We start from the raw sequence: 15,289 nt of genomic DNA, 5'->3' as shown, positions 1-15,289 counted from the left end.
ATCGAAAGCTACGCCTGAACGGGGTTGACCGCGATGGAGATGGCACGTGCGGACAGTTTTCGCACCGGCACGGCGGGTCGCTCCCTTGCCGCCCCGCTGCCGCATGGCGAACTGCACCTGCTGACCGCAGAGCAGCTTGCCCGGCCCGCCTTCATCGCAGCATGGGAGCGGCTCGTGCAGACGGCGTCGGAGCCGAATCCCTTCTGCGAACCGTGGTTCCTTTTGCCCTCGGTCACACAGTGGGGCGAGGCGGATGGGGTCATCATCAAGGCATGGTATCACGAGGGGCGGCTATCAGGCCTGCTGCCGGTGGTGCGCAGCGCCAGGTATTACGGTCACTTCCTGACCCATGCGAAAGGCTGGCTGCACCCAAATTCCTTTTGCGGTGTGCCGCTGGTCGCCGCCGGACAGGAGGACGCATTCTGGCGCGACATGCTCGCCCATTTCGATCGGTGTGCGGGCCGTGCACTGTTCTGGCACCTGCCGCTGCTGCCCGCCCAAGGTCCAGTCAACGCCGCGCTCGAACAGATGCTCGCACGATACCCGCGCGGGCATTACGTTGTTGCCGAGGAGAGCCGAGCGCTGCTGACCGGCAAGACCGGATCCGCCGCCTATCTCGAGGCTGCAATCGGCCCCAAGAAGCGCAAAGAACTGCGGCGCCAGCACAATCGCCTTGCCGAGGAAGGCGCACTCGTCTTCGAGCGCCTCGATGACGACGCCGGTCTGGCTGAATGGATCGCCGAATTCCTCGCGCTGGAAGCCGACGGTTGGAAGGGCAAGGCAGGCTCCGCTCTGGCCTGCGCGCCGAATACGCGCGCGCTGTTCGCGGCGGCGCTGTCAGGCGCGGCTGCGACCGGAAGGCTGGAACGGCTTGCGCTCAGGCTGGACGGCCGCGCCATCGCCATGCTCGTCAATTTCATCACGCCGCCAGGTGCCTACAGCTTCAAGACCGCCTTCGATGAAGCCTATGCTCGCTTTTCGCCGGGGATGCTGCTGCAGCTTGAAAACCTTGCCTTGCTCGAGCGCCGGAATGTGGTGTGGGCCGACAGCTGTGCGGTCGAGGGCCACCCCATGATCGAACGCATTTGGCGGGACAAGCGGCGCATGGTCAGCCGCAATATCGCCATCGGAGGCCCGCTGCGGCGCGGCTGCTTCCGCCTGCTGATGGCCTGGGAAACCCGTCCGAGGAGGAACGCATGAACGCCCCTGCCCGCTTCACGGATACTGCCGCCCCGCCGCCGGTATTCGATGCTCCCGCCCGCGCTCGCTTTTGCGCGCATTACCCCGAACGGGCGCATATCCTTGCCCACAGCCTCACCAGCCACCCGCTGCTCGAAATCGAGGCGCTGGCGCAACTTGCCGGAATGCTGCCGGTCAAGAGCGTCGAGTACAATCGCGGCGACCTTCCGATCGGGGTGGAAGGCAAGCCCGGCTCCAACGGCCTCACCATCGTCGAAACCATCCGCAAGGTGGCCGAGGCGCAAAGCTGGGCGGTGCTGAAGAACATCGAGCAGATCCCCGCCTATGAAGCACTTCTGATGGACCTGCTTGGGGAAATCCGCCCTGAAATCGAAGCCGCGACCGGGGCGATGCTGGCCCCGCAAGGGTTCATTTTCGTATCCTCGCCGAACTCGGTCACACCCTACCACTTCGATCCGGAGCACAATATCCTGCTCCAGATCCGCGGGACCAAGGTGATGACCCAGTTTCCGGCAGGCGATACCCGTTTCGTGCCGGATGAAGCGCACGAGACCTACCATTCAGGCGGCCCGCGCGAATTGCGCTGGGACGATGCGATGCTCCCCCATGGCACCGAATTTCCGCTTTCGCCGGGAGAGGCACTGTTCGTGCCCGTCATGGCCCCGCATTTCGTGAAAAATGGTCCCAGCCCTTCCGTCTCGCTGTCGATCACCTGGCGCTCCGAATGGAGCTACCGCGAAAGCGACGCGCGAATCATGAACGCGATCCTGCGTGAGCGCGGCTTCAAGCCCGCATCACCGGGGCGCTGGCCACGGCAGAACTATGCCAAGGCCTATGCCTATCGCGCGATGCGCAAGCTCGGCTTGACGGGTTCGTAAACCCGCCGCATGGCCGTCGCGCCATGACCCAGACACCCCGGACACCCACCAACGAACATCTCGTCGCTGACCTCGTACGCTTGCTTACGGTCGAAAAGCGCGCCTCGGACATCTTCGCAGGCCCGCCGCAGGCTGACGGCATCGGGCGGGTGTTCGGCGGACAGGTGCTGGCGCAAGCGCTGCAGGCAGCCCAGGCGAGTATCACCGACGGCAAGCGCGCCCACTCACTCCACGCCTATTTCCTGCGCGGCGGGCGCGAGGGGGCGCCAATCGAATATCGCATCGAGCGCGACTTCGACGGGCGCAGCTTTGCCAACCGCCGGGTGGTCGCCAGCCAGGAGGGCGATGATGGTACGCCGGTACCGATCCTCAACCTGACCGCCAGCTTCCAGCTCCCCGAACAGGGCCTGGAACACAGCGATTCGCCCATGCCGGAGGTGGTCGGGCCGGACGACCTGCGCCCCGACATGGAGGTGCGCCGCGAACTGGCCGAACAATGGGGCGACCGCCTAAGCGAGGCCCAGCGCGGCCTGATGCTGCGCCCGCGCCCGATAGAGATGCGCACCATCGACCGCCTTCACTGGATGAGCCGCGATCCGCAGCCGCCGCGTGCGCATACGTGGTTCCGGGTGGTGGCCCCGATCACCGGCGAGGCCGACACACCCGAACTGCACCGTGCGATCATCACCTATGCAAGCGACTATACCCTGCTTGGCACCAGTGCCCTGCCGCATGGCCTTTCCTGGATGCGGAACGAACTGGTCGGGGCCAGTCTCGACCATGCGCTATGGTTTCACCGCGATGCACGGGCTGACGAATGGCTGCTCTACGCCACCGACGCGCCGTGGAGCGGCGGCGGGCGCGGGTTCAACCGCGGACGTATCTTCAACCGCGCGGGTGAACTTGTCGCAAGCGTCGCGCAGGAAGGGATGATGCGCAAGCGGACTGCCCGCTAGGGAGCGCCGCGGCGGCACAGCAGCCGCGAGGGCGACCGCCCCCCTGCAGCGGACAGGCCCGCAGGCCGCGTGAGCAAGGATTTCGAACGCCGGAAGGCGTGCGGACAAATCAATGCGCCAGCAATATCGGCAGCTGCGGCTCCGTCAGCATCCGGCGGGTGACGCCGCCGAGCAGCATTTCGGCCAGCCGCGAGTGTCCATAGGCGCCCATGACCAGCATCCCGGAACCGCGCAACTGGGCCGCCGAAAACAATGTGTCGGCAATGTTCGCCTCACCGCGCGGAACCTCGACCACCTCGCATTCGATCCCGTGGCGGCTGAGATATTGCGCGCCCTCCAGAGCGGGGAAATCGAAGCGCCGTTTGCCGCTTTCCTCGGCCACGCTGACAAGATGGACCTTGCTGGCCGCCGCGAGCAGCGGCACCGCTGCGCGTAACGCATGGGCCGCTTCGGCCGAGCCGTTCCACGCTACCGTCACCGGTGCGGTCACATCGAGGCTTTTTGTCTCCTGGGGCACCACCAGTACCGGCACCGGCGCCTTGAGCACGAGATCGCCGACCAACGCCGAGGGACCCCGTCCCGCATCGCCCGTATCCGATGGGCCGACGATCACCAGATCGGCCAGCGGCGAATGTTCGATCAACCGGTGCTGGGCAATGCCGTAAAGAAAACGCCAGTCCCACGCGACGCCTTCGTTGGCGAGTTCGGTCTCGATCTGCGCCCGCAGCTTCTCCGCGTTGTCCTTTATCACCGGCATCGCCGCTGCAATCGCGGAGCCGTAGAAATCACCGGGCGCAAACACCTCGTAGCTGATCGCCTGCAGGCAGGTGATGTGGCCGTTGGTGGCCCGCGCAATGTCGAGCGCCACCTGAAGCCGCGCGTCCATGGCAGGATCGTGATCGATGTGAAGCAGAATGGATTTCATGGCGTGTCTCCCACTGATGCATAGCAGAATGCACGGCCATTTTGCTGACCGCCTTGATCGGAATCAAATTTGCCTCGGAGCGACTTGCGCAGCGCTCTCCCCGGGTTCATCTTTGACACAAAGGGAGAGGAACCCATGCAGATTACCCGTCATCCGCCGGTGAGGACGACACTGGAGCCGTCGAACCATCCCTATCTGACAGGGCCATGGACCCCTCTCCACGAGGAGGTGGACGTCGCCGAACTGGCAGTGATCGAAGGAGCAATCCCGTCCGACATCGACGGCATCTACCTGCGCAACACCGAAAACCAGGTCCACCAGCCGCTTGGTCGCCACCATCCTTTCGATGGCGATGCCATGATCCATCAGGTCAACATTTCAGGCGGTAAGGCGAGCTATCGCAACCGCTTCGTGCGCACGCACTGTTTCGAGGCGGAGCAGATCGCCGGCCAGTCGCTGTGGGGCGGACTGATGGACCCGTGGGGCACTTCGCTGCGCCCGGGCTTCGGTGCACACGGGGGGCTCAAGGACACCGGCTCGACAGACATTATCGTCCACGCCGGCACTGCCTATGCAACGCTCTACCAATGCGGCGAGGCCTGGATGCTCGATCCCGTCACGCTCGCCAGCCGGGGCAAGGCGCCCTGGGTGCCGCTGGACGGGATCTCGGCCCACCCCAAGGTCGACGAGGACAGCGGAGAGTTGATGTTCTTCAACTATTCCAAGTACGCGCCTTTCATGCATTACGGCGTGGTCGACCGCACCGGCGCGCTGGTGCACTATGTTCCCGTGCCGCTGCCCGGCCCGCGCCTGCCGCACGACATGGCGATCACGAAAAACTGGTCGATCCTCAATGATATGCCGCTGTTCTGGGACGAGGAGCTGCTGGGCCGCAACATCCATGCAGCGCGCCTGCACGAAGGAGTCCCCACCCGCTTCGCCCTGATCCCGCGCTACGGCCAGCCGCAGGATATCCGCTGGTTCGAGGCCGACCCGACCTATGTGCTGCACTGGACCAATGCGTGGGAAGAAGGCGACGAGGTGGTGCTCGAAGGCTATCATCAGGCCCGGCCCATGCCCGATCCACTCGAGGAGATGGGCCGCTATAGCCACATGATGGCCTACGTCGACGAGCACTCGTTCCAGAGCCGCCTGCACCGCTGGCGCTTCAACCTCAAGACCGGCGAAACCCGCGAGGAACGCCTGTCGACACGCATTGTCGAATTCGGGATGATCAACCCGCGGTTCGCCATGCGAAAGAGCCGCTACGTCTGGTCGACCACCACCCGGCCCGGCTGGTTCCTGTTCAACGGCTATGTCCGGCACGATACCGACACGGGCGAGGAGCAGGTCTATCGCCTGCCGGAAGGCGTCTATGCCAGCGAAAGCCCGATGATACCCCGAAAGGGTGGCACGGCTGAAGACGACGGATATCTGGTCACCTTCCTGATCGACGAAAACAGCGGGACGTCCGAATGCGCGATCCTTGATGCGAGCGATGTGACGAAAGGCCCGATCTGCCGCCTCGCGCTGCCACACAAGATCTGTTCCGGCACCCATTCGGTCTGGGTCGAGCACGACCAGCTGCGCCAGGATGCTTCGTTCCACGCAAGCCGCATGGTTCCGGCCTGAAAAAACCGCCGAAAGCCTCGGCTCATCGCACTCCATGGTCCGATTGCCCCCTCATGCGGCAACAGCAGGGCCTCTGTTCATCTGTCAGCAAGGTTGTCATGAACACCGCTTGGCACGCATAGTGTGAACAAGGGTCGCCCACGGGATCGCCGGCCCGAACCAGAGGAGCAATGACAAAATGACCATTCCCGCCCGCGCCCCGCTCGCCCTTGTGCTGTTTGCCGCGCTGGCCCTGCCAGTTGCCGCTCAGGATACGCCCGAGGGAGAGGTGCTGACGACGGTCTATGGCAATCTTCCGCCGATGACCGAGATGAACGAAGGTCCGCGCATCGACGGCATTATTTCCGCGCGCCAGGGCCAACGGCTGCAGGTAACCTCGGACGACGGCACCAGCACCATCCTGACGCTCCATCCCGATACGGAAATCCGCACTCGTGGGGGATTTCTCGGGATCGGCAACAAGACCTTCGACCAGAGCGCGCTGATCAACGGCCTGCCGGTTCGGGTGCGCACGCGGTATTACGGCGACGGGCTTGTCGCGAGCGAGGTGCGCTTCACCAGCGATGACCGCGTGATTGCCGCCATGATCCGTGGCGGCACCGCCCAGAAATTCGCCGAGCAGGGCGCGGCGATCGAGCAGAATGCCGCCGCCACCGAGGCCCTGCGCGGGCGGCTCGGCGATATCGACAAGTACAATCTCAAGAGCACCACCAATGTCTATTTCGACACTGGCAAGTCGGTGATCTCGCCCGGCGCGAAGGCCGAACTGTGCGCGGCGTCGCGGCAGGCCGAAGCCAACGAGAATTCGCTTATGCTGGTGCTCGGCTATACGGATTCGACCGGCTCGCAGGAGGTGAACCAGGCATTGAGTGAAAAGCGCGCTGCCGCCGTGGTCAATCACCTCCAGCAGGTGTGCAAGTGGAAGCCCTACCGGATGCTGACCCCGACCGGAATGGCGACCGCCGATCCTGCGGCCGACAATACCACCGCCGCCGGCCGCGCCCAGAACCGCCGCGTCTCGGTCAACGTGCTGGTGAGCAAGGCGCTTGACGAACAGTGACCCGAGCGAGGGGCTGGGCCTTGCCGGTCCGGCCCCTCAGCTTCCGTAAAGGAACATGTTCACGGTGAGGCGCCCGGAGCCGGGATCCTCCGATAGCGCGGCAGGATCTGGAATGATCCCCGAATGGAGCTGGCGCCCACGATACAGCGCCATGCGATCAGGACGCGCCTCGACCGCCCCGATCTGTTCGTAGGCGGCACTGTCACCCATCGGATAGCCCGGCGGCGGCGGCCCGAATTCGCGCTCGTCCTCGGCCAGCGCGGCTGCAAAGGCGGATTCGCGCGCCGGGGTAATCGCCTCGAACCCGGTGCGACGGTGACGGTAGAAGGCCGTGCCGCCCGTCTCAGGCCCGCCAAGATAGTGCATGATCGCGACCCGCCCCGCATCCGAATGATCATGATGCGGGATGCGCTGGCGGACACTCAGCTGTTCGGGTGGCAGCGTCACCAGCGAGAAGGCGGCGATCTCGCAATGCACCCCGCGCGTCAGGCCGAACACCCGCGACATGACCTGCATCATCAGCTCGCGCCGCAGGTCGAGGTAGGAAGGATCGGCCAGCGCCCGCAGGCCGGGATAATCCACCCCTGCGGGATGGTACTGCGCCGCCATCCCCATCTGGCGAAGGCGCTCGGGCTGGCCGGTGAAATTATCGATGATCACCAGCGGCTCGCCCTCGCGACCGAGGCGTTCGACGGTGATGGTGGCATCGGGCAGGATCATGCGCCTGTCCTAGCCGCCCGCGTGATAGAAATCATAGACCTTGCGCGCCACCGCCGCGCTGACGCCGGGGGCGCGTTGCAGGTCTTCCAGCGCCGCCGCGCGCACCTTGGACGCCGTGCCGAAATGCAGCAACAGTGCGCGCTTGCGTGCCGGGCCGACGCCGGGGATCTCGTCGAGCGGGCTGGCGGTGATCGCCTTGGACCGCTTCGCCCGGTGCGCGCCGATGACATAGCGGTGCACCTCGTCGCGCAGGTTCTGCAGGTGGAACAAGAGCGGCGAGTTCACCGGCAGCAGCTTCTCGCGCCCGTCGGGGAAATGGAACACTTCGCGCCCCTCGCGCCCGTGGTGCGGCCCCTTGGCGATGCCGATCACCGCCACATCGTCGGCTATGCCGATCTCCTCCAGCACCGCCATGACGCTGGAAAGCTGCCCCTTGCCGCCATCGATCAGGATCAGGTCGGGGAGGACGGTTTCGTGGCCGCCGGGCTTGGCCTCGGGGTTCTCCTCGCCTTCCGCGAAGTTGCGGAACCGCCGCGCCATCACCTCGCGCATCATCGCGAAGTCGTCATTCGATTGCGCCTCGCGAATGTTGAACTTGCGATACTGGCCCTTCTCGAACCCCTCCGTTCCGGCGACCACCATCGCGCCCACCGCCTTGGCGCCCTGGATATGGCTGTTGTCATAGATCTCGATCCGCTGCGGCGGGGCGTCGAGTTCCAGAAACGCCGCCAGCTCGCGGTTGAGCTTCGCCTTGGTGCCGGTTTCGGCCAGCCGCCGCTCCAGCGCTTCGACAGCATTCCTCTGCGCCTGTGCCATCAGCTTGCGCCTGTCACCGCGTTCGGGGACGGAGAGCCGCACCTTGCGGCCCGCCAGTTCGGACAAAGCCGCTTCGATCAGCGCGGCCTCGGGCAGCTCGCGGTCCACCAGAATGGTCGGCGGCGGCGGCACTTCCTCGTAGAATTGCAGCATCACGTCGGCGAGCACCTGCGCCTCGTCCACGTCGGCCGTGTGACGCGGGAACAGCGCGCGGTGGCCCCAGTTCTGCCCGCCGCGGATGAAGAAGGACTGGACGCTCATCTGCCCGTTCTTCGCCGCCAGCGCGAAGACATCGGCATCGCCGAGCCCCTGCGCATTGATCGCCTGCGAGCCCTGAATGAAGGTCGCCGCGCGCAGCCGGTCGCGCAGCATCGCCGCGGTCTCGAAATCGAGGTTCTCGGCAGCCTCGGCCATCTGCCGTTCGAGGTCAGCCTGCACTGCGCCCGACTTGCCCGAGAGGAAGTCCTTCGCCTGCCGAACCAGCGCATCATAGCCCGCCTCGTCGATCCGCCCCACGCAGGGCGCCGAGCAGCGTTTGATCTGGTAGAGCAGGCAAGGCCTGTCGCGGTTGTTGAAGAAGCTGTCGGTGCAGCTCCGAAGCAGGAACAGTTTCTGCAGCGCGTTGAGCGTGGTGTTGACGCTCCACGCGCTCGCGAACGGCCCGTAATAATTGCCCTTGGCCCGCCGCGCGCCGCGGTGCTTCTGGATGCGTGGGTAGGCGTGATCGGCGCGCAGCAGGATGAAGGGGAAGCTCTTGTCGTCACGCAGCAGCACGTTGAACGGCGGGCGGAAGCGCTTGATGAGCTGCGCTTCGAGCAGCAGCGCCTCGGCCTCGGAATTGGTGGTGATGATCTCCATGCTGCGGGTCTGGCTGACCATGCGCTGCAAGCGGCCCGACAGCTGGGCGATCTGGGTGTAGTTTGCCACCCGCGCCTTGAGGCTGCGCGCCTTGCCGACATAAAGCACCTCGCCCCGCGCATCGAGCATGCGGTAGACACCGGGGACAGGCTTCAGCACCTTCACAGTCTCGCGGATCGCCCGCACCCCGCCTTCGAGGTCAGGCTGCGCCGAGGCGACCGTATAGGCGGCGCGCTCCTCGTTGAAGCGATCGCCCCCTCGCGGATCATGGGGTGTGCCGGCAGGAGTTCGGGCCATGGGGGTCAGATAGGTAAGGCGGGGGAATTTGGCAAAGCTTGTGCTGCGCCCTTGCACAGTCCACGATGGCAGCTTGCAGCGGGGGACAAGCATGATGACACAATCGGCGATCCTGCCGCGGACCGTGGGATTCTGGGGGGCAGCACTGTTCCCGGTCAACGGGATGATAGGCGCAGGGATATTTGCGCTGCCTGCGATCATGGTCGCGGCGGTGGGCAGTTTCGCGCCATGGATGATGCTTTTCGGGGCGCTGCTGGTGCTGCCGCTGGTGTTCGTCTTCTCCGCGCTTGCCGCGCGGTTCGATAGTCACGGGGGGCCGGTGCTTTATGCCACGGCCGCCTTCGGCCCGTTTCTCGGGTTTCAGGCCGGCTGGTCGCGCTATGCCTCGGGCGTGGTAGCGGTGGCCGCGAATACGCAAGTGGCCATCGCCTATCTGGCAGTGCTGGTGCCGGTGCTTGAAGACCCGGTTATCAAGGCGAGCGCGGTGATCGGTTTCATCGTGCTGACCACCATCGTCAATCTGTTGGGAATGCGGACGTCCGTGGGGACGCTGGGCATGATGACGGTGGTGAAACTCGTGCCACTGGTCGCGCTGATCATTTTCGGGCTCGCCACGCGCGATCCGGCGGTGGGCTTTACCCTGCCGCGGTTCAGCGAGTTCGAAAGCGTCGTGTTGCTGACCTTCTATGCCTATATGGCATTCGAGAATGCGACCTTTGCCGCCGGCGAAATGCGCAATCCCAGGCGCAACCTGCCGTTGGCGTTGTTGACCACGCTGGGCGCGGTGGCGGTGTTCTATATGCTGGTGATCTGGGCCTATCTGGCGATCGCGCCAGAGGTATCAGGCACCGGAAGCGCGCTGTCGGCCGCAGCGGAATCGCTGATCGGCCCAACCGGAGCGGTGGTGATTGCGCTTGCGGCAGCGGTTTCGATCTGCGCCAACACACTGAGCGGCGGCATCGTAACCCCGCGCCTGACCTTCGGCATGGCGGAACAGGGCCTGCTGCCGGGGATCTTCGCGCATGTCTCGCAGCGGTTTCAGACACCCGATGTCTCGATCCTGTTCTATGGCGGGATCGCTGTGCTGTTCAGCCTGTGGGCCGGTTTCGCGACATTGGCGGTGGCCAGCACACTATCGCGGCTGGTGATGTATCTGCTCGCCGCGCTGGCGCTGCCGGTACTGCAACGCCGCGATACGGTGCCCCCACCATGGTGGCACCTACCGGCTGCACTGCTCGCTGCAGCATCCACTCTGTGGGTCGCCAGTCACGCCAAGGTCGAGGCTTATGAGGTTTTCGGCGTTCTGCTGATGGTCGGAACGGGGCTATATTTCGCCGGGCGGCGGCGGGCGGTTGAGGCTGCACAGGCGGGTTAGATGCCGCTAGAGGGCTTGGTCTCATGACCGGAACAGATGTCATCATCCTTGGCGCAGGCGCAGCCGGGCTTTTCGCCGCCGGTCAGGCCGGGCAGCGCGGGCTGCGTGTGGCGCTGCTTGAGAAAGCCGAGGCGCCGGGCAAGAAGATCCTGATTTCCGGCGGCGGGCGCTGCAACTTCACCAACCTCGGCGCGGGGCCGGCCAATTACCTATCGGCCAACCCGCATTTCGCCAAGAGCGCGCTGGCGCGATACAGCCCGACCGACTTTATCGCGCTGGTCGAAAAGCACGGCATCGCCTGGCACGAAAAGACGCTGGGCCAGCTGTTCTGCGACGGATCGGCCAAGCAGATCGTGGCGATGCTGCTGGACGAGTGTCCGCCCGATTGTGTGACACTCACCTGCGGCGTGGAGATCGCCGAAGTGGCGCGGGGCGCGGACGGCCGGTTCACCGTCACCGCAGCCGATGGTCGCCAGTGGCAGGCCCCCGCGCTGGTGATCGCCACCGGCGGGCCTTCGATACCCAAGATGGGTGCGAGCGATTTCGCCTATCGGCTCGCACGGCAATTCGGGCTCAAGGTAGTCGAGCCGCGACCTGCCCTGGTGCCGCTTACGCTGGGGGGAGAGGACGTGCTTTTCCGCGAACTCTCCGGCGTCGCCGCGCCGGTGCTGGCGCGGGCTGGAGAAGGCAAGCAAAAAGCGGAATTCGTCGAGGCGGCGCTGTTCACCCACAAGGGGCTGTCCGGCCCCGCCATCCTTCAAATCTCGTCCTATTGGCGGCATGGCGAGCCGGTCGGGATCACCTTCCTGCCCGATGCGGCGAGCGACTGGCTGCTGGAGGCCAAGCGCGACCGTCCCCGCACACATCTGCGCACCCTCTTGAGGGAGCGCCTGCCCGATCGCCTCGCCGATGCGCTGGCCGACCGGCTCGCATCAAAGGGATCAGGTCTCGAACAGGAACTCGGCAACTGCTCCGACAAGGAGCTGCGCGCCGCACAGGCCAGGCTCGCCGACTGGCGCTTCGCCCCCACCGGTACCGAGGGCTATGCCAAGGCCGAAGTAACCGCCGGCGGCATCGCCACGGCGGAACTCTCGAGCCGCACGATGGAGGCCGTCAAAGTGCCCGGCCTCTATGCCATCGGCGAAGCGGTGGATGTCACCGGCTGGCTCGGCGGCTACAACTTCCAGTGGGCTTGGGCGAGCGGCTTTGCCTGCGCCGAAGCCTTGGGCGAGGCCCTCTCCCGCAGCCAGTCCTAGAACAGCTTGCGCAGATCGATCCCAAGGTAAAGCCCGGTCGGGTCGATCACGAAAGGCTGGTAGTTGATCGGCGTGTTACCGTTCGAATCCCGGACCCGGCGCTGCGCGTCGAACAGGTTGTCGGCCCGCAGGCTGATGCGCGTGTCCTTGAGGAAACCTTCATTCTTGCCGGTGATTTCGCCAATATTGGCAAAGATCCGCAGGTTGAAGGTGACGATGTCGTCGAAGAACAGGTCTGTGCTGCCCGGCAGGCCCGAACCGTCGAGACGGGTCTCGCCAGTGTAAATGCCCGACAGGCGGAAGCCCATGCCCTTTCCGAACAGACCCGCTTCGAGTCTGCTGGTGTGGCGTGGCAGGCCGAAAGCGCCGGTCGCCTGCCCGTCCAGCTGGTCGAGCGGAGCAATTCCCGGAGCAATCAGGATCTCGTTGTCGAGCTCGATCGCGTGGGTGAGGTTCAGGAAGTAGCGGAAGCCCGGGAAGCTTCGTCCGGCCAGCGGGTTGAAGGCAGGAGCGCCTCCGCCTGCCGGTGCACCGCCGCCCTGCCCCCCCGCCTGCTGCGGCGCCGCAGCGCAGAATCGCTGCTTGAACTGCTCCAGCGCTTCGGGCGGGATGGTGCCGTCGGGCGCACGCGACCGATCGATTGCCATCTTGATGAAAGCCGGATCGATCCCGGGAAGCTCTGCGGACACATCCTCGCCGCGCTCGATCTTGCCGATCAGTTCGAGGATCGCGGCATTCCCCTCGAGGCCGCAAGCCCGTTCACGGAAGGCGGCAAACTGCGGATTGGCAGCCGGCCCACCGCCCGGCCCCGGCGCGCCTGGCGCACCGCCCGGCCTGCCGCCGCCCATCATCGCTGGATCAAAGCTGCAGATGCGGGTTCGGAACTGGGCGAGCCGCTCGGCATCGATGGAGCCATCCTCGCCGCGAACTCGCGCCAGCATAGGCGCCAGCCGCGCGGCATCGATCCCCGGAAACTCGGCCGAGATGTCCGCCCCGCTGTCGATCGCGGCGGCCAGTTTCTTAAGAAATTCAAGCCCGTCATCGGCACATAGTCGCGCGCGGAAAGCCATGAATTGCTCGCGCTGTTCGGGGGTGGGAGCCGCCCCCCCGCCGAACCGCGTACCGCCCCCCGCCTGAGCCGGAGCGCCGCCGGAAGCTGGCGCGGGCGCAGGCGCGGAGCTTGCACCCGACGGAGGCCCGCCCGGGCCACCGCGCCCGCTGCCTTGCGCCCCGGCACCAATGCTGCCCCCGGTCGAAAAGATGAACTGTACCCGGTTGGCCCGCGTTTCGGCAAAGCTGACCGCGCGCCGGTCAACCGCGACAAGACGCCCGTCAGTATCGCGCGTGACCCGCCCGGGGAAAGCAGCCTCGATCTCGGGCGTGATCTGGGGAAAGCCGCTCACGACATTGTCGGAACGGTTGCGGATATATTCCACCGTCAGCCGGGTATTGTCCCAGAACGGAAGCGACCAGTTGGCGGCGAATTTCCAGTCGCGCTGGGTTTCGGCGGGCAGATCGGGATTTCCCCCTGTGGTAACATCCGCCAGAACGGTCTCGCCGCGAGCGAAATCGAACACCGGCACGTTGAGATTGACGATGATCGGATTGCCGAGCGAAGCAAGGCCCGGCGCCACTTCGCGCCAGATATAGGTCGCCGACAGGTCGAGCCCGTCAACAGGCGACCAGTTCAGCCCGGCATTCCAGTCGCCCAGCACGCCGAAGTCGGAAAGCTCCTGGACCCCGGCCTGAAGGTTGAGCGTGAAAGTGCCCAGCGCATCGGCCACACCTGCACGGCGGCTCGTGAGAGGCACCACGACATTGGCACCGGTCGCAAGCTGGCGGCGGGTCAGCGTCACATCCTGATTGCTGCGCGTGTCGCTGCTTTCGATCTGTTGCCAGTCAAGCGTGAAATTGAAGGTCGTCAGCACTTCGCCGGCCGGCAGCTCGCCAAGCGGGCCTTCGAGTGTGGTCTGCGATTGCCCGGTCAGGTTCCGGCTGCGCGCCACGTCGAAACCGGCCCCGGCATCAACCGGCAGCGGCCCGTCGATCGCCAGCGTGCCGTCAAGCGCGGCCTGCCGAAGTAGCGCTGTATCGAAACGGCGATCGATCTCTGTTTCGGTCTCGGCGAGCGAGGCATCAAAAGTCGTGGTCAGGCGGAAATTGTTCACCGGCTTCGTCAAAGAGCCTGCGGTCGATAGCCGGTCGGTCGAGGAACGGCGCGCCAGCGGCGTATCCTCCCCGAAGGTGCGCACGATGCCTGTCACAGCCGGATCATCGGTCAGCGTAACCGTGTTGAGCCCGTCGAGGCTGCGACTTTCATTGCGCTGGTAATTGAGGTTGGCGCTGAGCGACATGCCGCTTTCAATCAGCGCCTTGGCCCAGCTCAGATTGCCCTCGAAGCCGAAGGTGTCGGCAGTCAGGCTGCGGAAGCGGGCCTGGGCAGGATCACCCGGCACCTCCGAGACCGAGCCCGGCGTCTGGATGATGTTGCGCTCGTCCTCGGTCAGCAGCGAGGCATCGCTGATCTCGAAATCGAGATTGAAGCGTCCGCCATCGGCGATACGCAGCGTGCCGAAGTCCTGCTCGGTGCGGGTGACACCCCCGCGCGAGGGCGTCTCGAACTCGAGCTCGACCTCGCGGTTGGAATAGTTTTCCTTGAGGATGAGGTTGATAACCCGGCGATCCGGCGGAAAGCCGAAACGCTGGGCGACTTCTTCCGGAAAGACCTCGACCCGCGCCAGCGCCTCGGGCGGATAAGACGCGAATTCGCGGAAGGATCCGATGCGGATACCATTGACGAGAATGACCGGGCGCCCGCCACCGCCGCGGCCGCGGGCCGAACCGGTCTGAGCGGTAATCTGGGTGATCAGGTCGGTGATCGAGGTCACGCCTTCTGCCGCGATCGCTGTCTCGTCAAGCTGGAGCAGCGGCGCCTGTTCGACCAGCAACTGGCCGCGGATGCGCTTGCCGCTGACAACGATCTCTCCCGCGGAAACGGCAGTGCCGCTTTCGGTCTCCTGTTCTTCCTGATCGGGCGTTTGGGGAACCTGTGCCCATTGCGGCTGGGTTGCGTTCGCTGTGGCCGCCAGCGCGGGCACCGCAGCAACAAGGCTGGCAGCGCAGGTACCTGCACGCAAAATCGCGCGGGAAAGCGGGGAGAGGTTCATTTTGTCCCTTCGGTTCAAATTGGTCGGCCAGGTGTTTGATTGCCTGTGCCGGGCCGTTACCCGTATCGCTGCACGCGCGCCGGTCAGACTGTCTTTCGGCGTGCGAGAATCGGGTACGCGCGGGCCTTAAAGCTTGAGCCTTCCCTTTT

General features: G+C 65.3%; 11 protein-coding genes. 7 read left to right on the top strand and 4 right to left on the bottom strand.

The genetic code is table 11. The features are described from left to right. Window positions 1-39 precede the first annotated feature (39 nt). The 3 genes from I603_RS04535 to I603_RS04525 are packed head-to-tail and all read left to right on the top strand — an operon-like array spanning window position 40 to window position 3,034. Window positions 40-1,200 (top strand): GNAT family N-acetyltransferase, encoded by a 1,161-nt coding sequence (locus tag I603_RS04535; RefSeq protein ID WP_084439909.1) that lies wholly within the window; start codon window positions 40-42, stop codon window positions 1,198-1,200. After that, window positions 1,197-2,078: a cupin-like domain-containing protein gene (locus I603_RS04530; RefSeq protein WP_068862655.1), complete on the top strand. Its 882-nt coding sequence runs from the start codon at window positions 1,197-1,199 to the stop codon at window positions 2,076-2,078. The genes I603_RS04535 and I603_RS04530 overlap by 4 nt, the downstream gene beginning before the upstream one ends. A gap of 23 nt (window positions 2,079-2,101) precedes the next feature. After that, entirely contained in the window at window positions 2,102-3,034 is a 933-nt protein-coding gene (locus tag I603_RS04525; protein WP_068862654.1) for an acyl-CoA thioesterase, read from the top strand. A gap of 109 nt (window positions 3,035-3,143) precedes the next feature. Here I603_RS04525 and I603_RS04520 read toward each other — a convergent pair whose 3' ends face one another. Beyond that, on the bottom strand, window positions 3,144-3,959 hold the full coding sequence (locus I603_RS04520; protein ID WP_068862653.1) for a universal stress protein: 816 nt from the start codon (window positions 3,957-3,959) through the stop codon (window positions 3,144-3,146). A gap of 135 nt (window positions 3,960-4,094) precedes the next feature. Between I603_RS04520 and I603_RS04515 the strand changes: the two genes are divergently transcribed. Next, on the top strand, window positions 4,095-5,591 hold the full coding sequence (locus tag I603_RS04515; protein ID WP_068862652.1) for a carotenoid oxygenase family protein: 1,497 nt from the start codon (window positions 4,095-4,097) through the stop codon (window positions 5,589-5,591). 178 nt (window positions 5,592-5,769) lie between these two features. Next, window positions 5,770-6,651, top strand: coding sequence for an OmpA family protein (locus I603_RS04510; protein ID WP_068862651.1), 882 nt, complete (start codon window positions 5,770-5,772; stop codon window positions 6,649-6,651). Window positions 6,652-6,687: 36 nt separating this feature from the next. Here I603_RS04510 and I603_RS04505 read toward each other — a convergent pair whose 3' ends face one another. Beyond that, entirely contained in the window at window positions 6,688-7,371 is a 684-nt protein-coding gene (locus I603_RS04505) for a DUF6445 family protein (protein ID WP_068862650.1), read from the bottom strand. A 9-nt stretch (window positions 7,372-7,380) separates the two neighbouring features. Further along, window positions 7,381-9,342, bottom strand: coding sequence for an excinuclease ABC subunit UvrC (gene uvrC, locus I603_RS04500; RefSeq protein ID WP_068862649.1), 1,962 nt, complete (start codon window positions 9,340-9,342; stop codon window positions 7,381-7,383). Between the two features lie 91 nt (window positions 9,343-9,433). Here uvrC and I603_RS04495 point away from each other — a divergent pair, with 91 nt between their 5' ends. Continuing rightward, window positions 9,434-10,717, top strand: coding sequence for an APC family permease (locus I603_RS04495; RefSeq protein WP_068862648.1), 1,284 nt, complete (start codon window positions 9,434-9,436; stop codon window positions 10,715-10,717). Between the two features lie 23 nt (window positions 10,718-10,740). Next, window positions 10,741-11,973, top strand: coding sequence for a BaiN/RdsA family NAD(P)/FAD-dependent oxidoreductase (locus tag I603_RS04490; RefSeq protein ID WP_068862647.1), 1,233 nt, complete (start codon window positions 10,741-10,743; stop codon window positions 11,971-11,973). Here I603_RS04490 and I603_RS04485 read toward each other — a convergent pair. Beyond that, the gene (locus tag I603_RS04485) at window positions 11,970-15,140 is read right to left on the bottom strand and encodes a TonB-dependent receptor (RefSeq protein ID WP_084439845.1); all 3,171 of its coding nucleotides are present in this window, start codon (window positions 15,138-15,140) and stop codon (window positions 11,970-11,972) included. The two genes, I603_RS04490 and I603_RS04485, sit on opposite strands and share 4 nt — an antisense overlap. Window positions 15,141-15,289 lie beyond the last annotated feature (149 nt).

Origin of the sequence: Erythrobacter dokdonensis DSW-74 (genome assembly GCF_001677335.1) — a bacterium.
Classification (GTDB): domain Bacteria; phylum Pseudomonadota; class Alphaproteobacteria; order Sphingomonadales; family Sphingomonadaceae; genus Erythrobacter; species Erythrobacter dokdonensis.
The sequence above is the reverse complement of the archived record's forward strand: the minus strand, read 5'-3'. Positions and strand labels throughout refer to the sequence as shown.

Bases quoted from the DNA above. Each gene is read 5' to 3' on its own strand.
- I603_RS04530 (WP_068862655.1), top strand. From the start codon at position 1,197: ATGAACGCCCCTGCCCGCTTCACGGATACTGCCGCCCCGCCGCCGGTA.
- I603_RS04510 (WP_068862651.1), top strand. From the start codon at position 5,770: ATGACCATTCCCGCCCGCGCCCCGCTCGCCCTTGTGCTGTTTGCCGCG.
- I603_RS04520 (WP_068862653.1), bottom strand. From the start codon at position 3,959: ATGAAATCCATTCTGCTTCACATCGATCACGATCCTGCCATGGACGCG.
- I603_RS04525 (WP_068862654.1), top strand. From the start codon at position 2,102: ATGACCCAGACACCCCGGACACCCACCAACGAACATCTCGTCGCTGAC.
- I603_RS04505 (WP_068862650.1), bottom strand. From the start codon at position 7,371: ATGATCCTGCCCGATGCCACCATCACCGTCGAACGCCTCGGTCGCGAG.
- I603_RS04515 (WP_068862652.1), top strand. From the start codon at position 4,095: ATGCAGATTACCCGTCATCCGCCGGTGAGGACGACACTGGAGCCGTCG.
- I603_RS04490 (WP_068862647.1), top strand. From the start codon at position 10,741: ATGACCGGAACAGATGTCATCATCCTTGGCGCAGGCGCAGCCGGGCTT.
- I603_RS04485 (WP_084439845.1), bottom strand. From the start codon at position 15,140: ATGAACCTCTCCCCGCTTTCCCGCGCGATTTTGCGTGCAGGTACCTGC.
- I603_RS04535 (WP_084439909.1), top strand. From the start codon at position 40: ATGGCACGTGCGGACAGTTTTCGCACCGGCACGGCGGGTCGCTCCCTT.
- I603_RS04495 (WP_068862648.1), top strand. From the start codon at position 9,434: ATGATGACACAATCGGCGATCCTGCCGCGGACCGTGGGATTCTGGGGG.
- uvrC (WP_068862649.1), bottom strand. From the start codon at position 9,342: ATGGCCCGAACTCCTGCCGGCACACCCCATGATCCGCGAGGGGGCGAT.